The following is a 22,368-nucleotide window of genomic DNA, read 5'->3' on the forward strand; positions in this document are numbered from 1 at the left end:
CTCCTAGCAAATCGGGGTTATCGGTTGAACCTTTCTCCTTTGAGCCAAGGGGTTAATGCCATTTAAACACCAATACGGTGATATCGTCGGCGAATTTTTCGGTGCCGCAGAATCGGCGCAAACACCCGAATAACGCATCGATTATTGCTTGTGGCGGCAAATCGGCGTTGGCGGCAATTTCGGATTTGACCCGATCCAGGCCGAAAAAGCCTAATTCGGTGTTCTCCGCTTCGACCAGGCCGTCGGTATAGAGCACTATCAAATCGCCCTCGGCCAACTCGACGCTTTTTCGTTCGAAGCAAACATCCTGGCGCAAACCGACGATCAGGCCGTCGGCATCCAGTTCGGCGAACTGCCGGCTATGGCGGTTGAACAGCAACGGCGGCGGGTGGCCGGCATTGGCGAAATGCAATTGCCGGTGTTCCGGATCGACTTGCAGGTAGAACAAGGTCAGAAAGTAGTCGGCCCGGTTCAGGTCGTGGAATAAAAACCGGTTCAGCGCGGACAGTACCGCTTCCGGCGCCGCCTCGGTACTACTTTTCATCCGGATCGCGCTACGGGTCTCGACCATGAACAGGGCCGGGCCGATCGAATGGCCGGAGACGTCGGCGATGACGATGTCCAGCCGCCCGCCGTCACGGTAAAAATAATCGAAATAGTCGCCGCCAACCTTGTCCGCCGGCAGGCAAAGCCCGGTGATCTCGAACTCGCCGGTTTTCAACGGCTCGGCCGGCGACAAGCCGGCCTGGATTTGCTGGGCGATTTTCAGCTCGTTTTGCGCCACCGCCAATTCGACCTGGGCCTGGCGAATTTGCCGTTCCGCCGCCTTGCGGCCGGAGATGTCGTGGATGAAGCCGCTGAAAATGTAGCTGTCGCCTAGTTTCAGCGGCGCTACGCTGATTTCGACCGGGAACTCGCTGCCGTCGCGCCTGAGCGCCACTTGTTCGGTCTGCCGGTTCAAGATCGTGCCGGCACCGGTTTCCAGAAATCGGCGCATGCCGTTGCGGTGCGCGGCGCGAAACCGCGGCGGGATGATCAATTCTTCCAGGCGGCGGCCGATGGCCGACTCCGCCGGCCAGCCGAACATCTGCTCGGCGCGCCGGTTCCAATCGGTGACGATGCCGTCGGCATCCATGATGACGATGGCGTTGATCGAGCTTTCGATGATCAGCCGCGTACGCTTTTCCGACTCGATCAAGGCATTCTGGTACTGCATTCGCGCCGTAATGTCCCTATCCACCCCGCGCCACTTTACCAAAGTGCCGGAATCATCCATTAACGGCAAACCGGTCGATTCGGTGATCACCGGATGGCCGTCCCGATGCCGGTAATGGTTGACCAGGGCATGAAACGATTGCTGGCTGGACGACATGCCGACATGGACTTGCTGGTCTTGCGCGGTCAGCAGTTCGGTGTAATGTTTGCCGATGATTTGTTCCGGCGTCAGCCCCAGGATTTGTTCGACCGCGATGCTGCTGTACAGGTAGTAACCTTTGGGGTCCTGTTCCCACAGCCATTCGCCGGATAAATCGGCCATTTGCCGGAAACGCTGTTCGCTTTCGGCCAGTGCCGATTCGACGGCTTTGCGGCCGGTAATGTCCTCGGCAACCGCCAGATAGTGCGTGGTGTTGCCGAGGCTGTCCTTGATCGCGCTGATGCTTTCCGCGACCCAGTATTCGCGGCCGGTCTTGTGCCGGTTGCAAATTTCGCCCTGCCATTCGCCGTTGACCGTCAATTGCCGCCATAGGTCTTGATAAGCTTGGACCGACATTTTTCCGGATTGCAGCAAACTGGGGTTTTGCCCCAACAGCTCGGCTTCAGCATAACCGCTCAGCAGCGAGAAGCGGGGATTGACGTAGACGATGCGGCCGCTAGCGTCGGTCACCATCATCGCACTTGCGCTTTGTTCGATGACTCGGCGCATGACCAAAAAATCGCTGGCCGGATCGATGGCTTGGATCAATAACAAGGCTTTGCCGGAGTCCGACCGGGGGCTTGGTAGCGTACTGACCGTGACCAGAGCCTGAAAGCTGTGGTATCTGGCCAGAAGTTCCGCTTCGAAACATTCGGCAACCTCCCGGTCGCCGGCCCGCGCCAGCGCCGCCCGGCACAGCGTTAGGCTGGCCGGCGCCATGATCCGCTCCAACGCCAATCCCGATAACTCGTGCGCGCCGTAACCGAGCAGCGCGGCGGCGGCTCGATTCGCGCCGTCGATAAGCGGACATGACGTTTCGCTGCTGCCGGTCGGGTAGCCGACCAGTAACAGATTGAAGGCCAGACTATCGATCAGTTGGCGCATGGTTCGGCTCGGCGCGGTCGGCCTTAGACCCGGCTATGCAGATGCGCCGCCAGCCGCTGCATCGCGGCCGAGGCGTCGGCCGGGTCCAGGCGGACGTCGATGATGCTGGGCGAGCTGCGGTTGTCCAGCGCGGCCGTGAGTGCCGCCTCGAACGCTTCCTCCGTGCCGGCGGCGTATCCTTGCAGCGGGCCGAAGACTTCGCCGAGCCGGTCGAAGCGCCAATCGCCGATGTCGTTAAACGGCCCCTCGAGAATAAAGCGCTCGGTACTGTACCCGCGGTTGTTGAAGACGACCACAATCGGGTCCAGTCCCAGGCGGGCAAACGTCGCCAGTTCGGTACCGGTCATCTGGAATGCGCCGTCGCCGACCAGAATCAGCGCCCGCCGGTCGCGGCGGGCGATTTGGGCGCCCAGCGCCGCCGGTACGGCAAAGCCCATGCTGGTGTAAAACGCCGACGACAGAAATTCCGACTGTTCGTGCACTTGCAGATCGATCGTCGCAAACAGGCAGTCGCCGACGTCGCAGACCACGATGAACTCGGGGCCGAGAGCTTGATTCAAGCGGCCGACCAGGCGCGAGGTGGTGATGGCGCGATCCGGCACAGGAAAATCCGGCGCGGTCACTGCCGCCGGCGCGGCAACGAATTTTTCCGGCCGCAGCGGTACCGATTTTGCCAACGCCTGCAGGAAATCCTTCAGCAATACCCGCGGGTAACGGTGCGAGCTGATCACGACTTCGTCCTGCGCGGCTCTGACCATGTGTTGCGGGTCGAGCTTGGCGGTATAGATGCCGGTGTCGACGTCGTTCAGCGTCACGCCCAGCATCAGCAATAAATCGGCCTGCTCGACCAGGTAGCGGGTGTATTCGCCGCTCATCGCGCCTTCGTAGATACCGAGATAGGCCGGGTGCCGTTCGGCGATCACCGATTTGCCGGTCAGTGTCGCGGCGACCGGCAGGCCGGAGCGGTTCACCAAGTCGACCAGAACCCCTTGCAAGCCGCGGCGATGGATTTCCACTCCGGCAACGATGATCGGCGAGCGCGATTTTTCGCCCAGTTCCATTGTTTCCGCCACTGCTTCGGCCAATGCGGTTTCGTCGCTGCCGCAAACTTCCGGTGCCGGACCCGGCATCGAGTAACCCGGCACTCTGACCCGATCTCGCGGAATTTCGATGTACACCGGTTTGGAGTAGTGGCGCGCAGCGGCCAGTGCCTGGTCGATTTGGCGGCAGGCAATCACCGGATCGTTCAGGACCACGCTGGCGCAGGTAATGCGCTCGAAAATTTCGCGTTGAAAGGTAAACGGCCCGAAACGGTGATGCAGCAACGGATCGTTGCGCTGTTCGTCGACCCCCGGCGCACCGCTGATCACGACGACCGGCGAGGACTCGGCGTAGGCACCGGCGACGGCATTGACCGTGTTCAGTGCGCCGACGCCGTAAGTCACCGCGACGGCGCCCAGGCCGGAACAACGGGCGTAACCGTCGGCGGCGAATGCCGCAGTGTCTTCGCGGGTAGTACCGATATGGCGGATCGGACTGTGCACCATTTGGTCGTAGAAGCCGAGAATGTAGTCGCCCGGCACGCCGAAGATGTCTCTGACGCCCGAGGCGTATAGCCGTTCGAGCAAGTATTGGCCGATACTTTCGGCGTTTTGCGTGTTCATCGTGACCTCCCGGAAAGCTACGACTTGATATTGTTCCGCACCGGCCGGAAAAAACCAGCGCGAAGTTTGAACGTAAGACTGGATTGTTTATCGAAGTTTCCGCAGTGCGCCGGTTGCGGCCGATTGCGGTAATCTGTTCCGTAACCGGCGATTGCTGCTAGACTGCGGCTCAACAACCGCCGCCAATGTTTCTGCCCAACTTACTTCTATGAAACTCGAACTCGAAAAAAATCACGGCTTAAGCGTAGTCACAATTCGGGAACCGCGGGTGGACGCTCACAACTCGGCCGAATTGAAAGACTATCTGGCGCAATTGATCGAGAGCGGCGAAAACCGGATTCTGGTGCGATTGGCCGACGTCCGCTTCATCGACAGTTCCGGGCTGGGCGCACTGTTGTCGGCCTACAAAAGAACCGCCGCCGATGCCGGGCAGTTTGCGTTGAGCAATGTCCAGCCGCAAGTGTTGTCCATGTTCGAGATTACCCGGCTGAACCGCGTGTTCGAAATTTATGCCGATGCCAAGGATATGCTTCCGAATTAGCCGACGAGGTTGCCTATGAGTCCCACCTCCATCCAAGTCGATGTCGTCATTCCGACCCACACCAAGTATCTGGATCTGGTCGGCAGTATCGGCGAGCGTGTCGTCAGGGAGTTGGACGGCTTTGCCGGCGACCGGGAAGCTTTGGCCTACCAATTGAATCTGGTATTGACCGAGGCGGCGGCGAACGTGATCAAGCACGCCCACGACGCCGCCAGCAAGGATATGGTGCGGGTCACGATTCAGCTTTTGGACGAGACGCTGACCATCAGGGTCTACGACCACGGCCAGGGCTTCGATCTGGAGACCGTGCCCAGCCCCGATTTTGCCGCCGCCCCGGAAAGCGGGATGGGCTTGTTTCTGATCCGTTCGGTGATGGATAAGGTCAGTTACACCCGGCAAGCCGATTGCAACGTGCTGGAGCTGGTCAAATATTTGAAATGAGCCGGCGCCGTGGCATTCTGGGGCCATCAATCCGATCCGATTTCGTGTTCGCCGCTGTTAGCGAAACCAGGTAACCGGCAATCCCCTCAAAACATAGGGCATCGATCATGCAGAATCAGGACGCTTCTTGGAACGAACGACTTCTCGCCGCCTTGCAGCAGGCGCTCGACATCGAGCATGCGACGGCACTGTGGCGTAACTTTGCCTCTGTCTTACCCTTCGATTACCAGGCTCTGATCGCGCCGCAGCAAGCGGTTCGGGATCTGCTGAATCTGGAGCGATTAACCGGGCCAACGGCGCAATCGGCCGAATTGTTGGAACCCGCCAGCGCTGCCGAAGCCTACCGCCTGAATTTTTACGGCACTCGGCAACGTTATCTGGACGAATTCATTCCGGTGCTGGAGAACCTGAATTTGCGGGTTTTGGATCAGGTTCAGTTCGTGTTGGGTCTGGAGCGGCAAACGGTTTATCTGAAAAGTTTCAGCGTCGAACCGGCTGCGGCCGATTGCGTGGCGCTGGACCTGATCAGACCGCAGTTGCTGGCTACGATCCGGGCGGTGATGGCAGGGTGGGTCGAAAACGACGGCTTGAACCGGCTGGTGGCCTTGACCGGCATGGACTGGCGCGATTGCGACGTGTTGCGGACTTACCGCAATTATTTTCTGCAGTTGCACAACTGGACCAGCAAAGCCACCATCCAGCAGGCGCTGGCTGCCAATCCCGCCGCCGCGCGCGGGCTGTTCGATTATTTTGAAGCCCGGTTTCGCCCCGATCCGGAATGGCAGGATTACGCCGTCAGGGACGAGCAGGTGTTGTTTCCGTTGCGCATGCAACTGTTGCAAACCATGGCTGCGGTGGCGAATATCCAGCACGATCGGATTTTGCGCGGCCTGTTCAATTTGATCGACGCCACGGTACGCAGCAATTTCCACCTGCGGCGCGAGGCTGCCGAGCATTTTATTGCGATCAAACTCAACAGCCTGGGCGTGATCGACATGCCGGCGCCGCGGCCGCAATACGAGATTTACGTTCACGCCGCGGATATGGAAGGCATCCATTTGCGCGGCGGCCGGGTATCGCGCGGCGGCATCCGCTGGTCGGACCGGATCGACGATTTCCGTACCGAAATCCTGGATCTGATGCAGACTCAAATCAGCAAGAATGCCTTGATCATCCCGACCGGCGCCAAGGGCGGTTTCGTCGTCAAACCGGGCGGCTCGAACCAGGACTTCAGGCAGGCCGGGCAGCAGGCCTACCGTCGCCTGATCCGCGGCTTGCTGGATTTGACCGACAACCTGCAAGACGGCGTCGTGGTCGGGTCGCCGCAACTGGTGGTGCACGACGATCCCGACCCTTATCTGGTGGTGGCGGCCGACAAAGGCACGGCCAAATTTTCCGACATCGCCAATGCCGTTGCGGCCGAGTATCGGTTCTGGCTGGGCGACGCCTTTGCCAGCGGCGGCTCGCACGGTTACGACCACAAGGCGTTGGGTATCACTGCCCGCGGCGCCTGGGAATGCGTCAAGCGCCATTTCCGGGAAATGGGCAAGGACATTCAAACCGAGACTTTCAGCGTGGTCGGCATCGGTAGTATGGATGGCGACGTGTTCGGCAACGGCATGCTGCTGTCGCCCTGCATTCGCTTGCAAGCCGCGTTCAGCGGCCAGCATATCTTTATCGATCCGAACCCCCCGGCCGGCGCTGCCGTGTTCAACGAGCGCAAACGCTTGTTCGAATTGCCCGGTTCCAGTTGGCAGGATTACGACCGAAATTTGATCTCGGCCGGCGGCGGGGTCTATAACCGTAGCGATAAGGACATTCCGGTGTCGCCGGAACTGAAGAACTGGCTCGGCATCCGCTACCGCAGCATAGACGGCGAAGCCTTGATCCAGTACCTGCTGAAGGCGCCGGTGGAATTGCTGTGGCTGGGCGGGATCGGCACCTACGTTAAAGCCGGTGCGGAACGGCACGCCGATGTCGGCGACCGCGGCAACGACAACGTCCGCATCGACGCCGGCGAATTGCGGGCGCTGGTGGTCGGCGAGGGCGCCAACCTGGGTTTTACCCAAGCCGCCAGAATCGAGTACGCCTTGCGCGGCGGCCGGATCAACACCGACGCGGTGGATAATTCCGCCGGGGTCGATACCTCCGACCACGAGGTCAATCTGAAAATATTGCTCGCCGGCCTGCACAAGCAAAGCCTGGTCGACGATTGCCAAAGCTTGTTCGAAAGCCTGACCGACGCAGTATGTGCCGCGGTATTGCAGGACAACATCGCCCAAAGCCAGTGCCTGTCGCTGGACCAAATTCGTTGCCAGGCCGATCCGGGCTTGTTCATCCAGGTCGCTGAGCGGCTGGAGGCGGCCGGTTTTCTGGATCGTGGCGTCGAATCGTTTCCGGAGACCAAGGATATTCTGAGTCGGCCGGGGCAGATCCTGACGCGCCCGGAATTGGCCGTGTTGATGGCCGCCGCGAAAATGTTTCTGGCGCGGCAATTGGAGAAAGCGCGCGCCCACCTGGATGCGCCTTGCTACCAGCCGTACCTGGCGGCCTATTTTCCCGCGCCGCTGCGCGAGCGCTTCGGCGCCCATCTGGCCGAGCATCCGTTGGCGGCCGAGATCAAGGCCACCGTGATCGCCAACCGGATCGTCAACCAGGCCGGCAGCAGCTTTCTGGCGCTCGACGACGGTGAGAACGGCAGCATATTGGCGGTAGTCGACGCCTATCTGGCTTTCGATCAGGCGTTGGCCGGCGAAGCATTGCGGACGCGGATTGCGGCAGCCGGGCCGGAGCTGGCAAACGCTAGCCGCTACCGCGCTTTGCTCAAGCTGGAGCAGGCTTTATTAGACTTTTGTGTCTGGGCTGCGAGCCGGCGGCCGGCCGTCGAACCTGATAGCGAAACGGTCGCTGCGTATCGGACATTGCTGGCGGATTACCGGCGCTACCGCCTTGCCGACGATCCGGTCCCGGAGACCAGCGAGTATGCGCAAGCCGGAATGGCGGGGGCTTTGGCGGCCGAGATGGTTTTTATCGAAAGCCTGCCCGACTTTTTGTGGCTGGCGGCGCTGGTCAGCGAATCGGGACGCGATTTCGCCAGCGTCGACCGCTTGCTGCAATCCGTCGACCAAACCTTGGTTATTCGCCCGCTGGCTCAGCAATTGGCGCAGATTCCGCAACGCGATTTTTGGGTCCGGAGCGTTTGCGCCGCATTGCAGGCGGATTTGCGCCGTTTCGCCGGCGAATGGGTCAAGCAAATGCTGGCCCACGGTTGCAGTTCCTGCGCCGAATATATCGAACAGAAACAATTGCGGGCCGGCTTGAACCGCTACCGCAAAATTCAGGCGGAAAGCCGGAAATTGACGTCGTTGAATTTGTTGAGTTACGTCGCGCTGGTGCGCGCTTTGGGCGGGGTGTTGCCGGGGCAAGGCAATGCTGGCTGAAAACGTCCGATGATCGCCGTCGGCTGCCGAGAGTCCGATTTTTTGCGGTTTTTGCATGCTAGGGTTGGAACGCAGATCGGTTCTTGCTTTTAACCCGGACTGTTTTAAGCAAAACTTGGTTGGGGGCAATGTTTGATGCCGGCCATTTTGCGACATTCAAAGATAGCCAGTAAATGGCAGCAGAAAGCTGAAAGCTGCCGCTTAGCGCCGAGACATACAGATGCAACTCTCTAGTTTGCTATCTTAGTTGTAGCTTGGCTGTAAGTTATTTAAAGAGTGCATTTGCTGCCAGTAATTTTTTACCTGTAGCTTCGATAGTCGAGGAGTTTTCTCGAATAAAGACCTTTTCGCCATCGAATGATATTTGTTTTTGCGGCGGAATTCTTATTCTAAGAACCGACATTCCTTTGTAATCTACATAATCAGATTGTGACAATACTTGGCTTTTCAACGGCTCTGATAATTCGGAGTTTCTTACGAACCCCATTATTTTTTCCAAGCATTGCTCTTGGTTCATAGATAACAACAACATTTCTCTATCTAAACCGACAACATAACGCGCTCCAACAGCAATTGGCGTTATACCATCTAGTTCGGCTATTCTCTCTGCATCCGTTTTCTTGTCCGCAACGCCGATAAAAATAAATCCATCAGAATCTGGGCCGACGTTAGCGATACCGCATATCGTTTCAATAATTCTATTGCACAAGTTTTTATCGAACTTCCTATTCGGAGATAGATCCACAAACCCTTGTTTACATTCGTATCGTGAAGTTTCTATTCTTGATCTGCGAAGAGAGTTTTCCATATCAAGAGCCAAGCCCGCGCCATGCCTAAGTAAAGGAGGGTCTTTTTTAATAAAATATCTTTGGATTAAGCCTGTTGTCTTATCAACATTCTTTATTCGATCTTCGGTAGTGGAATATTTTGCACTAGAAATTAGCGATTTTTGCAAACCCTGAAGCGCGGCCATTATTTTTGAGCTATCGTCTGGCGTTTTCGCCTCGACAATAACGAGTTTGTGGAAGGCCATAAATATTGCAAAGAAAGAACTCTTGATAGGGTTTCTTGCACTTGGATTAACCACAGCCCTTAAAGCATTCGGTTCCAGACTGTACGACTCAATGACCTCTTTAAGTACCGAAAGAGTCACCTTTACCTCTTCCTTAAGACGATCCGGACCATAGTGATAAAACTCTCGGCGTAATCGTTCATATTCAACGTCATTTTCTTCATAGATTTTGTCGAAAAACTCTTTGCTTCTTGCGATGGGATCTCCGAGAACTATTGAGGCGCAAATATCCACAATCATTTCCTCATCTTCACTATCACGTAACTGCTTTGTCCAAAGCACTCCTTGCTTACACCAGAAAATTTCCTCCGCTTTTAAGGCGTAGCCCATATCAGTCCTACTAGTATCAATACTAATTTCAGGCATACCTGCGAGAGGGAGGCGATCCTTAGAAGAATCACCACGAATCTCAGATGCAAGCTCACGAATTAACATCGAGAAGTCATCGACCATGCCAGCTTGACGTTTTTCTTGTGCACTCAGCTGGCGCCCACCTGAATTTATCCGTCCAAATACATCAGTAACCTGATCGTCAGTTTCGATCGGAAAAATAGTTACCGCCAATTGGTAATCTAGAAGATCGGCACAGACTGAAGGAGGTAGAAATGCGTGCTCCTCACGGTTAACAGGAATAAATATACCTGCCTCAGCTGCTTGTTTGGCCCTTGAGAACTCATTGATGTCGAAATATTTATCACCTATTGGAAATACGTTATCAATAAATGAGAAGATTGCATTCAATCTCTGCATGCCATCCATGATTTCGTAATAAGTCGATCCAGCTTCAGAAGCGTCGGCGAAGAGAATCAAGGGTATGGGGTAATCTCTGATCAAGCTATCAATTAGGCTCTGCTTTTCCTCTAAGGTCCAAACAAGCTTCCGTTGATACTTGCGATTTACGATTAATCGATTATCTCGAAACAGGCGATATGCTTCTTGGACACTCATTCCGCGAGGGGTGATACTCATTTTTTTATCCTATATATCCGTGAGTCTAGAGTACAGGTAAAAGTTTGAAGGTAGCGGCACAGGCATACATACCGCTATATCATCGTTTAAAAAGGAATTATGACTGCTAAAGGTTAAGTTTAGCCATTGAATATCATAGATCGGTGTCCGCACAGGTTGGCTTACACTAGCCGAGAACGCTAGAATCAAGGGGTGATATTTTAGACATTTTGGTTCAGCTCAATGTTAGCGCGTAGGCTGGGTAGAGCAACGCGAAACCCAGCAATCGCAGTGAACTATCCAAGTTTCTTTACGTTAAAACGGCTCGTTAGATTCGAAAATTTAAGCACTTCCAAGCTGGGTTTCATTATCATTCAACCCAGCCTACCTTTACAAACCCAACGTCGGCTTATAATCAATTTACCGCCATTTGAAAAGCCAAAGCGATTGTCGCTTATGGGTCGTAACAAGACAATCCCCCTTGCCCACCAGTCGGCGAATTTCCTGAGAACCGAAATCCAGCCAAAGTAACGTGGCTCAACATAACTCCCAGCGGCTTTCATTCCAACCTTGGCATGCAATGGCCAATTTTTGTTGTACTAACGGACCAAATCCGGCTACTATCCTGCGCATGTTATTTTCTAATCCGTTATTTCTCGTCAATAAACGCCGCTGGCTATGGGGCTTGCCTCTCGCCGTGGTGTTTGCGTTTTTCTAAAAACTTTCAAGCAACCGCGGGCTTGCCGCAGTTGCTTCGTCATTTGCCAAAGGCCCGCATCGATTCAGGAGGCCTAATGGCAACAACCGTTTCCACCCATTCATTTCAACACCGCCGTTTGCTCGGCTTCGGTTTGGCGACTTTGGCCGCGATCGGTTTTTCCGGCAAAGCCATTTTCGTCAAACTGGCTTATGGCGAAGCGGTCGATGCCGTGACTTTGTTAGCGTTGCGGATGCTGTTTTCGGCGCCGTTTTTCCTGATCGTGGCCTTGCGCCATGCCTGGCGAAAACCGACGCAGGCCTTGAGCCGGCGAGATTACGCGGCGCTGTTGTTATTGGGCCTGCTGGGTTACTACCTGTCCAGCCTGTTCGACTTCATCGGCCTGCAATATATCTCTGCCGGTCTGGAGCGCTTGATTCTGTTTTTGTACCCGACCTTGGTCGTGGTGTTGTCGGCGCTGTTGTTGCACAAACCGTTCGGCCGCAAAGAGATCGTCGCCTTGCTGCTCAGTTACGTCGGGATCGGCGTGGTGTTCAGCGAGCAAGTGACGTTGCAGGCCGAACATTTGTGGTTGGGTGCCGGTTTCGTGTTTGCCAGCACGTTGACTTACGCGGCGTATCTGATCGGCACCGGCGAGACGGTGGCCAGGATAGGCGCGTCGCGCTTTACCGCCTACGCGATGCTGGTGGCCTGTGCGGCAACGCTGATCCAATTCCTGTTGACCCATCCGCCGCAGGCGCTGCTGGTCTCGGCTCGGGTCTATCAATTGAGTTTGTGGATGGCGATTGTGTCGACCGTGTTGCCGGTATTCATGTTGTCGGCGGCGATCCGGATCATAGGCTCCAGCCATGCTTCGCTGATCGGCGCGTTGGGGCCGGTGGCGACGCTGTTTTTAGCGAACGTGTTTCTCGGCGAACAACTGAGCACCTTGCAAATGGCCGGTGCGGCGCTGGTGTTGGCCGGGGTGTTGAGCCTGTCGCGAAAATGAACCGCGGCGCAGGCCTTAGTGCCGGTCGTCGGCCGATCCGCCCGAGGCCAGCATTTCCCTGGCATGGGCCAGCGTGTTTTCGGTGATGGTGACGCCGCCCAGCATCCGCGCCACTTCGTGCACCCGTTCCTCATCGCTGAGTCGGCGGACGCTGGACGAGGTGACGGCGGCCTTCTGGTTTTTGGCGACGAACAGGTGCTGGTGAGCTTGGGCGGCGACCTGCGGCAGGTGAGTCACGCACAACACCTGGCGATTGCGGCTGAGCCGGCGCAATTTCTGGCCGACGATTTCGGCGATGCCGCCGCCGATACCGGAATCGACCTCGTCGAATATCATGGTCGGCGTGGTTTTGTCGGTGCTGGTTGTAACTTGAATCGCCAGACTGATGCGCGACAATTCGCCGCCGGAGGCTACTTTAGCCAAAGGTTTGGCCGGCAGGCCGGGATTGGTGCTGACCAGGAATTCGATCTGGTCCAGGCCGTTGCGCTGCGGTTCGGCCGGTTCCGGCGTCTGCAGTTTGACGATGAATTCGCCGTGCGGCATGCCCAGTTCCTTGATCGCATCGGAAATCCGTTGCTGCAGCTCGGCGCCAGCCTGGCGCCTGCTGTCGCTGAGGTCGGCGGCCAGTTTGCGGTACTGGTTCAGCAAGCGTTGGCAATCGGCGTGCAGCGCTTCGATGCGTTCGCTGCTGTGGCTGAGATTGTGCAATTCTTCGCTCAAGCCCGTGGCCAGGGCCGGCAGTTCTTCCGGCTGCACTTTGTGTTTGCGGCTGAGCGACTGGATCACGCCAATTTGGGTTTCCAGCCAAGCCAGCTGTTGCGGATCGGCCTCCTGGTTTTCCAGGAAACGGCGCAATTGCTGGGTGGCTTCGCCGATCTGGATTTCGGCGTCGCCGAGCAGTTCCGCCACGCCGTTCAGCTCGGCCGCGTATTGGCCCAGCTCTTGTAGCGCGTGGATCACGTGGCCCAGCATGTCGGCAACCGACTGCTGGTCGTTGTCGTACAAAATCTCGAGTTGCTGTTGGCCGACGCCGAGAATTTTGCCGAGGTTAGCCAGCTTGTGGTGTTCGTCGGCCAGGGCCTGGTAATCGAAATTTTCCAGGTCCAGTTGCTGCAATTCCTCCAGTTGGTAGCGCAGCAATTCCTCGCGCTCGGCCTGGTCGCTACCGGCCTTCAACAGTTGCTGCAATTCCTTGTGCGCCTGGCGCCAGTTTTGGTAGCAAGCGTTGAGTTGTTCCAATAAGGCCTGGTTGTTGGCGAAACCGTCCAGCAGCCGGCGTTGCTCTTCGCCGTCCAGCAAGGTCAAATGGGCGTGTTGGCCGTGGATTTCGACCAATTGCCGGCTCAGGGTCTGCAGGGTCTGCAGATTGACCGGCCGGTTGTTTATGTAAGCTTTGGAGCGGCCGTCCTCGCTGACCGTGCGCCGGATCAGGCACTGGCTGTCGTCGTCCAGTTCGTGGTCGGCCAGCCATTGTTTGACCAGTGGCGCTTTGCTCAAATCGAATTCGATATTGATCTCGGCCCGCTTGCTGCCGGGACGGACGTAACCGGAATCGGCGCGGTCGCCGAGCGCCAGGCCCAACGCGGTCAACAGGATGGATTTGCCGGCGCCGGTTTCGCCGGTCAATACCGACATGCCCGGGTCGAGGTCCAGATCCAGGGCGTCGACCACGGCCAGATCGAGAATGTTCAGGTTTAGCAGCATGGGTTCAGGCGGGGTAGCCGCTCCAGTTCAGTTTGCTTCTCAGGATGTGGAAAAAGTCGTGGTCTGCCGGGTGCAGAATTTTAATCGGTTTCTCGGCCTTCTTGATCACGATCTTGTCGTTGATGCGGACGTCCGGAATTTCCAGATGGTCGCAGGTCACCAACGCATTGATTTGTTTGGCGCGGCTGAAGCGGACTTCGATGGTGACGTTGTCGTCGATCACCAGCGGCCGGTTGGACAAGGTATGCGGATTCAGCGGCACCAAGACCAGGGCGTGCAACGCAGGATGCAGGATGGGGCCGCCGGCCGATAGCGAATAGGCGGTGGAGCCGGTCGGCGTGGCGACGATCAAGCCGTCCGAGCGTTGCGTGTTCAGATAGATGCCGTCTATGCTGGTGACGATCTCGATCATGCTCGGCGTGACCCAACGGTGCACCACGACCTCGTTGACCGCAGTTTGCTGGTGGATCAGCGTGCCGTCGCGGATGATGGCCGCATTCAATAAGTGGCGCTGTTCGGTGATGTAATTACCGGCCAGAATCTGCTCCAGGCTGCCGGACAGTTGTTCCGGCGAGATATCCGCCAAAAAACCGAGCCGGCCCAGATTCACGCCCAGCAACGGCACGTCGAAATCGGCCACCGCGCGCGCCGCGGCCAGGAAAGTACCGTCGCCGCCTAATGCAATCATCAGATCGCAATGCTCCGGCAGACGTTCGATGTAGACGCCGGTGACCTCGGCGTTCTCGATCAGATCGGCGCTTTGGCTTTCCACCGCCACTTGAAAACCCCGGCGCAGCAGATAGCGGTAAAGTTGGTTCAGCGTCGGCGCGATACCGGGGTCGCCGAACTTGCCGACGAGGCCGATGCGCTGGAATGGACTTGGCATGGATTAGGCTGTATTGGATGTGTTGTTTGGATTATACAAACAGGCAGGCGGAAAGTCTTCGCGCAAAGTATGCCTGCTCAGCGCGGCCGCTGAAGGCCTAGGTATTTAGACCTATAGACAAACCAACGTATGCAGCTAGAATCCAAAAAATTTCCGGCGCACCGCGTTACCGAAAATTAACAATTTTGATCCGATTCCATGAAATTCGACAGAGTGATTCTGGTTGTCGATGCAGACATCTCCTCTTACAAAGGCATTTTGCGGATGGCCGAACGGCTTGCTGCCGAGGTGGTGCATTTTTCCTGTAGAACTGCGTTAAGCCACTGGACCACCGAAAACCGTTTGCGTTTCGACTCCGCCAAGCTGGCTTTATGCGTGGTGTTCGATCCGGAGTTTCTGGATGTTTTCGAGCGTTGGCCGGCGGACGGTTTTTTCGGCCAGTGTCCGCGGGTCTGTATCAGTCGAGCCGGACGCATGTCCAAGGCGGTGCAGGCAATCAACTCCGGTGTTTTCGACTTGATCGAGAAACCGTTTCGGCTGGACCGGATGCAGATCGCCTTGGAGCAGGCACTGACGGCATATGAGTGCGATACCCGGCGGGTCAGCGAATTCAAGAGTTTGACTCGCCGAGAGTTGCAGACCTGCGAGATGGTGGTCAGCGGCCTGACCAACCGGGAAATTTCCGAGCAATTGGATATTTCCATCAAAACGGTCAAGGTCCACCGCGCCAACCTGATGCGCAAGGTACGGGCCAAATCGGTTACCGAGTTGTTGCGCGGCTACGACGAATTCAGGGCCTCGGTCAATGCCGCACCCGGCGCGGCGAAAAAATTTTCCGCCGGTACATGAGGCCGGCGCTGACAGCAGAGATGGCCAGTCGGCACTGCCGATTCGCGCCATTCATCAACCGGCCATACCTTCCGCCATCCTGGCTCAAACCAACCGTTAACCCCATTTCAACTTTCATGGAATTAACTCTGTTTCCCACCGTAGGCAAGATTGCCCAGCGCGAAATTTTACGAGCCACGCTCGATACCGACCTGCGCGAGGTATCGGAGCTGCTGAGCCGGTACAACGTCAGCAGCGTTGTGATAGAGCAAGCGGACGGACATTATGTATTTTCGGTCGAAGACCTGTTGTCCTATGTCCACGACGGCGGCCAAACTTCCGCTAAGCTGAGTGACCTGCCGATCCGCAAAGTCGCCTGCATCGACGAAAACGAACATATCCTGGCCGGCTTGGATCGGCTGGAGAAGAGCGGCGACCGCTACTTGGGTGTGGTCGGCAGCGGCGGCGAACTGGTGGGGATATTGACCTATACCGATATCTTGTCGGCCGTTGATCCGACCGTGCTGGTCCAAAAAAAAACCATAGGCGAGCTGATCTCGCGCACGGAACCGGTCACTTTTTCGCCGGATTGGATCCTCGAGGACGTATTCAGCCACCTGCGCAAAATGGAAGATTCGATTATCGTCGTCGATGCCGAAGTACCGGTCGGCATCGTCACGACCAAGGACATTTTTCGGATTCTGTCGTCCGGCAGCGCCACGGATTTGCCGCTGGCGAAATACATGACCAGCCCGGTCGTGACCACCCGTACCGACGCGACGATAAACGATGCCTTGATGCAACTGAAAACCCTGAAGATCAAGCGCTCGGTAGTGGTCGACGAAAACCGCCGCCTGGTCGGTGTCGTGACCCAAAGCGAACTGGTCGGGTTCGCTTACGGAACCTGGATCGATTTGGTCAAACACCACTCCTGCGAATTGAAGGAACTGGTCGGGGTATTGGAATCGAAGGCGCAAGGCCTGGAAAAGTCCGCAGTGAACGATCCGCTGACCGGCATCGGCAACCGGCGCATGTTGCAAAAACGCCTGGCGGAGGAAGTTCAGCGTATGCGCCGTTACCAGTCTGCGCCGTTTTCGTTGTTGCTGATCGATATCGATCATTTTCAACGCATCAACGATAGCTACGGGCATGTGGTCGGCGACGAAGTCTTGAAAAGGGTGGCGGCGACCCTGTGTAGTTTGGTCCGTGCCGTCGACCACGTGACCCGCTGGGGCGGCGAAGAATTTGCAGTCCTACTGCCGCATACGCCGCTTGCCCGCGCCTCCGAATTTGCCGCGCGCGCAAGCCGAGCCATCGAAAATATGGACTTGCCGCAGCAGATCCGCGCCACCGTCAGCATCGGCGCCGGCGAGTTCGCCGCCGCCGAAACCGAGCGGGCATTCTTCGAGCGGGTCGATAACGCCTTATACCGGGCGAAGCGCAACGGTCGCAATTGCGTCGTTGCGGACGCCAGCCCGGCGGAGGCCTGATATGAAGCGGCCGGATACCGTTTTGACTTACTCGGCGTTGGCGCTGACCTGCGGTTGCTGGTTATGGAGCCGAACCTTTGGTCCGGTTTTCGCCGACTGGCCGCTGCTAGTCGCCGCATTGCTGTGCGGCTCCTTGTTCTGTTCGTTCAGCGGCCGAAGGCAATGGCAGGACAACCAGCGCCGACGCATGGAGCAATTGGAACAGGCAATGCTGGAATACCAACAATTGTCCCATCAGGCCCTCGATTACGCCGAGCGGCGTTTTTCGGCGCTGGAAGACAAAATGGCCGTGGCCAGGCAAACCATTTGCGATTCGACCGGCAAATTGTCGGCGAGCCTGACCGGGTTGGAAACGCAATCGGCCGAACAGCGTCGGGTGTTGCGCGCGCTGATCGGCGAGGTGTTGCAGATGACCGGGCTGGATAGCGGAACCGGCCGCGATTCCGTCGGATTGCAGAAGTTTTTCGACCATACCCAGGGCTTGGTCAAAGAGTTCGTGGCGAAAATGGACGAGTTGCAGGACTCCAGCCAGGAAGTCGCCTCCAGTTTCGGCGAAGTTCAGAAAAAGGCGGCCCGTATCGAAAACTCGCTACGGGCGGTCAGTAAAATCACCCGGCAAACCGATACGCTGGCCTTGAACGCTTCAGTCGAGGCGGCAAGAGCCGGCAACGCCGGCCGCGGCTTCGGCGTGGTGGCCGACGAAATCCGCAATCTGGCGGCGCAGACCCGCCGCTTCAGCGACGAAATCGGCAGCACGTTGCAGGACATCATTCGTTCCCTCGGCGAGGTAGGCTTGCGCGTGGCGCAAGCGGCGCAGACCGATTTGAGCTTGGCCGAACGTTCGCACGAGAACATCGCTAGCCTGAATCGGGAACTGCTCGAGTTGACGACGATGGCCCACGGGCATTCCAGCCACATTACCGAAGTCAGCGACCGCATTCAGTACTTGGCCCAGGAGGGGGTGGTGGCGATCCAGTTCGAAGATATCGTCACGCAGATGATAGACGGCATCGCCCAAGAGACTCAGAATGTCGGCGGATATCTGCAGGCGATTTTGCGGCTGCACCAGGACCGCGACCAAGCCGACGGGCTGCAGCGCTTCGACCAGCGCATTCGCGGCTTGCGCGTATTATTGCTGGATAATGCGCTCGAAGCGCAATCTGCCGATCGCCGCCGGCTCACGCCCGACCAAAAGGTCGAGTTGTTCTAAAACCGCCGGCCGGCGCCGTCTTTGGCGCCATAAAGCGGGGAAATCCATGCAGCTTCGGGAAGTTACCGCAACGTTTCTCGCGGCAAGGGCGCAGCGCAATGGTTCGGCTTTGACTTTGCTGGAAAACAGCCATCATGCCTGCCGCAACGGCGGATACATTTGCTAACCCGACAAAGCGGAATCGATTGTCGTCGTTCTGCGCTAAGAAAAACCGCCGCGATCGCAAGTTATAGCGCGCCGGCCGTCGCTGGCTGGCAATGGCTTTGATCGACGCTTCGTCTGAGGACACCGACAGCGCGTCGTGGTTGGGCACTTAATCGGGCTGATCTGCAAGGCGTTAACTTTAGCTTCTCGGTAGCGAAACAATATTTGAGATTCGAATTTACATTCCTCCGATTACGCTTTGCTAATCGGAGCTACGGGGGCTATGCGGGCAACCAAGTTTATCCGTGGCTTTTAGGCTCCAATCCTCAATTCCGTCGCCAGCCCAATCCAAGGGCAATATCCCACGCCGAACATAACGGTGAAATGATGAAAACGGCCAATCCCGAGCCCGATGTACCCAACCGTGTTTCACCGGATTGAAGTGAATGTAATCGATATGATGTTGCCAATCCTGTTCGTCGCGAATGGTATGCTCCCAATAACGCCGTTGCCAAATGGATGCGCTGCCGTCGCGGCGTTTTCCGACATCGAGGCCGTTGCGTGCTAGCGATTGGGTAAATAGGGATTTAATCGATTTCCAGCGTCCAGGATAATCGGTGTCGTGATCCGGCAAACGCCAGATGGTGTGTAAATGGTCGGGCAAAACCACCATCGCCTCGATTACAAACGGTTTGCGGGCGCGTGATTGCGCAAAAGCAGCGTGCAATTCATCGACATAATCAACCAGAAAACGTGCCCGGCGGTCGCGCAGCGTCACCGTGAAAAAGTACGTTCCCCCCGCCACGAAATTACGCCGATACACCACCATGACAATTCCACAATCAGTTTGAGACGAGCCAAGTGTAGCCTCGATGGAGCGTCAGCGGAATCGAGGGCGTTAGCTATCCGGTCTCAAGCTCACCTCGGCAATTGGCAAAATTGGCCTTCAACACCTCAAAACAGCATCGGCAAACGATAGGGAATCGGCCTCCGAATCCTCGATTCCATCGAGGCTACTTGCTACAAGCATCCAGTCAATTGTCACTTTTCATCCTCAAATTAAGGTATTGCCAAATACAATTGGTGACTAATAATTCTGAGGTAACTGTTTGATTGGCATGATAAAAAAAAGGCCGGTTCCCCGGCCTTTTCCAAATCGAATCAGGTTATTTCAACAACCCCTGCAACAACCTATTCAACTTATGCACAAACGCTGCCGGATCGTCCAGTTGGCCGCCTTCGCTGAGGATGGCCTGGTCGAACAAAATTTGGCTCCGGGCAGAGCGAATGCCGATTCGCCCTTTACGAGTTAGTTGAAAGAGACGATTTTTCCAGCCGCTCGGCCAGCCACATTTTGATAACGGATTGCCGGGTAACGCCGAGTCTTCCCGCTTCGCGGTCTAACGAATCGATCATCCAGGCTGGGAAATCGACGTTGACCCGCTTTTGGGTTTGCATAATGCGTTGAGCTTGCGACAAATCCAGCGAGTCGCTGATGTCGATGTCGTTGTCGAATTGTTTGTCGAACTCTTCAGCTTTCATACAATTTTACCTCTTCGGCACGTGAACGACGAACAGAAATGATGCGGATACGGTCGCCGCGATATGTGATTACTGCGGACCAATGTTTGCGCTTGATGACGCCGATTACCAAGAAGCGCGGCTCGTCCTCCGTTTTTGCCGGAATTTGTAGCAGCCGGGAATCGTTCCATAACACTTGGGCGTCAATGAAATCGATACCATGCTTTTCCAAATTGCTTCGGCTTTTAGCTTCGTCGAATTCAAATTTAAACATGATATAAAAACTATACCATTAAAACGTAAAAAGGCCGGTTTCCCGGCCTTTTTAAGTGGCTACTTGCTGGTTAGCTCAAAAGCCCAACCCTATCGAAAGCCAACGTGTTGGGTTAAGGCTGGCGCCTTTTATGCCCTTGGGGTAAACCCAACCTACTTCAATAGGTTTTGCAACAACCCATTCAACTTATGCACAAACGCTGCCGGATCGTCCAGTTGGCCGCCTTCGCTGAGGATGGCCTGGTCGAACAGGATGTGGCTGATGTCGGCGAAACGGGCATCGTCCTGCTCGTTTTTCAGGGCCTGGACGATGGCGTGGTCCGGGTTGATTTCGAAGATCGGCTTGCTGTTGCCGCCCATGCCGAACATGCCGCCGGCGTGGCCGGCTTCCTTCATGATCCGTTCCATGTGCAGGCTCATGTCGTAGGCGCCGGTTACCAAGCACGCTGGGGAGTCGGTCAGACGGTGGCTGATTTTGACTTCGCTGACTTTATCGCTGAGCACGTCCTTGATTTGTTTGACCACCGATTCGAAATCCTTGCTGACTTCTTCCTGGTGTTTCTTCTCTTCTTCGGTATCGAATTTGTCCAGGTCCAGCTCGCCTTTGGCGATCGATTGCATGTGCTTGCCGTCGAACTCGGTCAGGCTGGATACCAGCCATTCGTCGATGCGGTCGGTCAGCAATAACACTTCGATGCCTTTCTTGCGGAACACTTCCAGATGCGGGCTGCTTTTGGCTGCGGCGAAGCTGTCGGCGGTGATGAAGTAGATTTTTTCCTGGCCTTCCTTCATCCGGCTGACGTAGTCGGCCAGCGATACGTTCTGGGTTTTGTCGTCGGTATGGGTCGACGAGAAACGCAGCAGCTTGGCGACGCGTTCCTTGTTTTTGAAGTCTTCGATCGGGCCTTCTTTGATGACGTTACCGAATTGCTCCCAGAATTTTTGATATTTCTCGGCGTCGTTCTCGGCCAAGTCTTCCAGCATGCCCAAGACTTTTTTCACGGCGCCGGCCTTAATGTTGCTGATCTGCTTGCTTTGTTGCAGGATCTCGCGCGACACGTTCAGCGGCAGGCTGTCGGCATCGATCACGCCGCGAATGAAGCGTAGGTAGCGCGGCATCAGTTGTTCGGCATCGTCGGTGATGAAGACTTTTTTGATGTACAACTTGACGCCGTGCTTGGCATCGCGGTCCCACAAATCGAATGGCGCCCGGCCCGGAACGTAGAGCAGCAGGGTGTATTCGTTGGTGCCTTCGACCTTACTGTGGACGTGGACCAGAGGGTCCTGGAAGTCGTGACCGACGTGTTTGTAGAATTCGTTGTATTGCTCTTCGGTGATGTCGTCTTTGGCTTTGGTCCACAACGCCGAGGCGCTGTTGACGGTTTCGTCTTCGACCCGGGCCGGCGCGGTTTCGTTGCCGTCGTCGTCTTTCTCGGCCGGGATTTCCTTGCTCATGATGATAGGCAGAGAAATGTGGTCGGAATACTTTTTGATGATGGAGCGCAGTTTCCAGGCACTCAGAAACTCGTCTTCGCCTTCTTTTAGATGCAGTACGATTTCGGTGCCGCGGCTGGCTTTATCGACCGATTCGATACTGTACTCGCCCAGGCCGTCGGATTCCCAACGCACGCCCTGGTCGTGCTGCGCGCCGGCTTTGCGCGTGGTTAGCGTGACTTTGTCGGCGACGATGAAGGCCGAGTAAAAGCCGACGCCGAACTGGCCGATCAATTCGCTGTCCTTGGCCTGGTCGCCGGTCAGGCGTTCGAAGAATTGTTTGGTGCCGGATTTGGCGATGGTGCCGATGTGGTCCTGCACTTCCTCGCGGCTCATGCCGATGCCGTTATCGGTGATGGTGATGGTTTTCTTGGCTTCGTCGAAATCGACGCGGATTTTCAGTTCGCTGTCGCCTTCGTACAGGCCGTCATTGGCCAGGGCTTCGAAGCGCAGTTTGTCGGCGGCGTCGGAACCGTTGGAGATCAGCTCGCGCAAAAAGATTTCCTTGTTGCTGTACAAGGAGTGAATCATCAAGTGCAGCAAATGTTTTACTTCGGTTTGAAAACCTAGGGTTTGTTTGTTTGCCTCAACAGTCATGTCTATACTCTTCTGGTTGTAAAGTGGACTTGGGCAAATTGGGGATGGCCGTTAAATTTTTCAAGGCCGCGGTCGCGGCATTCGGGGCAAGCGGTGTTATGGTTTCGTTA

17 protein-coding genes are annotated in these 22,368 nt (G+C 56.4%); 7 read left to right on the plus strand and 10 right to left on the minus strand.

Features of this window, described 5'->3' with window-relative positions; translation table 11 throughout:
• Positions 1-52: 52 nt before the first annotated feature.
• Together NP603_RS03660 and NP603_RS03665 are read right to left on the minus strand one after the other, a co-directional pair.
• Positions 53-2,299 carry a SpoIIE family protein phosphatase gene (locus tag NP603_RS03660; RefSeq protein WP_256609572.1) on the minus strand — a complete coding sequence of 749 codons (2,247 nt, stop codon included), beginning with the start codon at positions 2,297-2,299 and terminating at the stop codon, positions 53-55.
• Positions 2,300-2,322: 23 nt separating this feature from the next.
• Complete coding sequence (locus NP603_RS03665; protein WP_256609573.1) at positions 2,323-3,963, minus strand: alpha-keto acid decarboxylase family protein; 1,641 nt, start codon at positions 3,961-3,963, stop codon at positions 2,323-2,325.
• Positions 3,964-4,171: 208 nt separating this feature from the next.
• Between NP603_RS03665 and NP603_RS03670 the strand changes: the two genes are divergently transcribed.
• The 3 genes from NP603_RS03670 (at position 4,172) to NP603_RS03680 (ending at position 8,385) form a co-directional block, all read left to right on the plus strand.
• The gene (locus tag NP603_RS03670) at positions 4,172-4,504 is read left to right on the plus strand and encodes an STAS domain-containing protein (protein ID WP_256609574.1); all 333 of its coding nucleotides are present in this window, start codon (positions 4,172-4,174) and stop codon (positions 4,502-4,504) included.
• A 15-nt stretch (positions 4,505-4,519) separates the two neighbouring features.
• Positions 4,520-4,945 (plus strand): ATP-binding protein, encoded by a 426-nt coding sequence (locus tag NP603_RS03675; protein WP_256609575.1) that lies wholly within the window; start codon positions 4,520-4,522, stop codon positions 4,943-4,945.
• Between the two features lie 107 nt (positions 4,946-5,052).
• On the plus strand, positions 5,053-8,385 hold the full coding sequence (locus NP603_RS03680; protein WP_256609576.1) for an NAD-glutamate dehydrogenase domain-containing protein: 3,333 nt from the start codon (positions 5,053-5,055) through the stop codon (positions 8,383-8,385).
• A gap of 265 nt (positions 8,386-8,650) precedes the next feature.
• Here NP603_RS03680 and NP603_RS03685 read toward each other — a convergent pair whose 3' ends face one another.
• The gene (locus NP603_RS03685; protein WP_256609577.1) at positions 8,651-10,426 is read right to left on the minus strand and encodes a GmrSD restriction endonuclease domain-containing protein; all 1,776 of its coding nucleotides are present in this window, start codon (positions 10,424-10,426) and stop codon (positions 8,651-8,653) included.
• A 773-nt stretch (positions 10,427-11,199) separates the two neighbouring features.
• Between NP603_RS03685 and NP603_RS03690 the strand changes: the two genes are divergently transcribed.
• On the plus strand, positions 11,200-12,111 hold the full coding sequence (locus tag NP603_RS03690; protein ID WP_256609578.1) for a DMT family transporter: 912 nt from the start codon (positions 11,200-11,202) through the stop codon (positions 12,109-12,111).
• Positions 12,112-12,126: 15 nt separating this feature from the next.
• Here the strand turns inward: NP603_RS03690 and recN are convergent, their stop codons facing one another.
• Together recN and NP603_RS03700 are read right to left on the minus strand one after the other, a co-directional pair.
• Positions 12,127-13,815, minus strand: coding sequence for a DNA repair protein RecN (recN, locus tag NP603_RS03695; RefSeq protein ID WP_256609579.1), 1,689 nt, complete (start codon positions 13,813-13,815; stop codon positions 12,127-12,129).
• Between the two features lie 4 nt (positions 13,816-13,819).
• Positions 13,820-14,701 (minus strand): NAD(+) kinase, encoded by an 882-nt coding sequence (locus tag NP603_RS03700; RefSeq protein ID WP_256609580.1) that lies wholly within the window; start codon positions 14,699-14,701, stop codon positions 13,820-13,822.
• Positions 14,702-14,899: 198 nt separating this feature from the next.
• Here NP603_RS03700 and NP603_RS03705 point away from each other — a divergent pair, with 198 nt between their 5' ends.
• From NP603_RS03705 to NP603_RS03715, 3 genes are all read left to right on the plus strand, one after another.
• A complete protein-coding gene (locus NP603_RS03705) occupies positions 14,900-15,550 on the plus strand; it encodes a response regulator transcription factor (RefSeq protein WP_256609581.1) in 651 nt (216 codons plus the stop codon).
• Between the two features lie 116 nt (positions 15,551-15,666).
• Complete coding sequence (locus tag NP603_RS03710; RefSeq protein WP_256609582.1) at positions 15,667-17,019, plus strand: diguanylate cyclase; 1,353 nt, start codon at positions 15,667-15,669, stop codon at positions 17,017-17,019.
• Position 17,020: 1 nt separating this feature from the next.
• Positions 17,021-18,229: a methyl-accepting chemotaxis protein gene (locus NP603_RS03715; RefSeq protein WP_256609583.1), complete on the plus strand. Its 1,209-nt coding sequence runs from the start codon at positions 17,021-17,023 to the stop codon at positions 18,227-18,229.
• Here the strand turns inward: NP603_RS03715 and NP603_RS03720 are convergent.
• The 5 genes from NP603_RS03720 to htpG form a co-directional block, all read right to left on the minus strand.
• The gene (locus tag NP603_RS03720; RefSeq protein WP_256609584.1) at positions 18,198-18,542 is read right to left on the minus strand and encodes a hypothetical protein; all 345 of its coding nucleotides are present in this window, start codon (positions 18,540-18,542) and stop codon (positions 18,198-18,200) included. The two genes, NP603_RS03715 and NP603_RS03720, sit on opposite strands and share 32 nt — an antisense overlap.
• A 93-nt stretch (positions 18,543-18,635) precedes the next feature.
• Positions 18,636-19,202 (minus strand): REP-associated tyrosine transposase, encoded by a 567-nt coding sequence (locus NP603_RS03725; protein WP_256609585.1) that lies wholly within the window; start codon positions 19,200-19,202, stop codon positions 18,636-18,638.
• Between the two features lie 473 nt (positions 19,203-19,675).
• Positions 19,676-19,915 (minus strand): type II toxin-antitoxin system BrnA family antitoxin, encoded by a 240-nt coding sequence (gene brnA / locus NP603_RS03730; protein ID WP_256609586.1) that lies wholly within the window; start codon positions 19,913-19,915, stop codon positions 19,676-19,678.
• Entirely contained in the window at positions 19,905-20,168 is a 264-nt protein-coding gene (locus NP603_RS03735; RefSeq protein WP_256609587.1) for a BrnT family toxin, read from the minus strand. The genes brnA and NP603_RS03735 overlap by 11 nt, the downstream gene beginning before the upstream one ends.
• A 152-nt stretch (positions 20,169-20,320) precedes the next feature.
• The gene (gene htpG / locus NP603_RS03740) at positions 20,321-22,258 is read right to left on the minus strand and encodes a molecular chaperone HtpG (protein WP_256609588.1); all 1,938 of its coding nucleotides are present in this window, start codon (positions 22,256-22,258) and stop codon (positions 20,321-20,323) included.
• Between the last annotated feature and the right edge of the window lie 110 nt (positions 22,259-22,368).

It is taken from the genome of Methylomonas aurea, assembly GCF_024505045.1.
GTDB lineage: Bacteria > Pseudomonadota > Gammaproteobacteria > Methylococcales > Methylomonadaceae > Methylomonas > Methylomonas aurea.

Excerpts from the sequence above, each read along its gene's own strand:
- NP603_RS03660 (WP_256609572.1), bottom strand. The coding sequence starts at position 2,299 with ATGCGCCAACTGATCGATAGTCTGGCCTTCAATCTGTTACTGGTCGGC.
- NP603_RS03665 (WP_256609573.1), bottom strand. The coding sequence starts at position 3,963 with ATGAACACGCAAAACGCCGAAAGTATCGGCCAATACTTGCTCGAACGG.
- NP603_RS03670 (WP_256609574.1), top strand. The coding sequence starts at position 4,172 with ATGAAACTCGAACTCGAAAAAAATCACGGCTTAAGCGTAGTCACAATT.
- NP603_RS03675 (WP_256609575.1), top strand. The coding sequence starts at position 4,520 with ATGAGTCCCACCTCCATCCAAGTCGATGTCGTCATTCCGACCCACACC.
- NP603_RS03680 (WP_256609576.1), top strand. The coding sequence starts at position 5,053 with ATGCAGAATCAGGACGCTTCTTGGAACGAACGACTTCTCGCCGCCTTG.
- NP603_RS03685 (WP_256609577.1), bottom strand. The coding sequence starts at position 10,426 with ATGAGTATCACCCCTCGCGGAATGAGTGTCCAAGAAGCATATCGCCTG.
- NP603_RS03690 (WP_256609578.1), top strand. The coding sequence starts at position 11,200 with ATGGCAACAACCGTTTCCACCCATTCATTTCAACACCGCCGTTTGCTC.
- recN (WP_256609579.1), bottom strand. The coding sequence starts at position 13,815 with ATGCTGCTAAACCTGAACATTCTCGATCTGGCCGTGGTCGACGCCCTG.
- NP603_RS03700 (WP_256609580.1), bottom strand. The coding sequence starts at position 14,701 with ATGCCAAGTCCATTCCAGCGCATCGGCCTCGTCGGCAAGTTCGGCGAC.
- NP603_RS03705 (WP_256609581.1), top strand. The coding sequence starts at position 14,900 with ATGAAATTCGACAGAGTGATTCTGGTTGTCGATGCAGACATCTCCTCT.
- NP603_RS03710 (WP_256609582.1), top strand. The coding sequence starts at position 15,667 with ATGGAATTAACTCTGTTTCCCACCGTAGGCAAGATTGCCCAGCGCGAA.
- NP603_RS03715 (WP_256609583.1), top strand. The coding sequence starts at position 17,021 with ATGAAGCGGCCGGATACCGTTTTGACTTACTCGGCGTTGGCGCTGACC.
- NP603_RS03725 (WP_256609585.1), bottom strand. The coding sequence starts at position 19,202 with ATGGTGGTGTATCGGCGTAATTTCGTGGCGGGGGGAACGTACTTTTTC.
- brnA (WP_256609586.1), bottom strand. The coding sequence starts at position 19,915 with ATGAAAGCTGAAGAGTTCGACAAACAATTCGACAACGACATCGACATC.
- NP603_RS03735 (WP_256609587.1), bottom strand. The coding sequence starts at position 20,168 with ATGTTTAAATTTGAATTCGACGAAGCTAAAAGCCGAAGCAATTTGGAA.
- htpG (WP_256609588.1), bottom strand. The coding sequence starts at position 22,258 with ATGACTGTTGAGGCAAACAAACAAACCCTAGGTTTTCAAACCGAAGTA.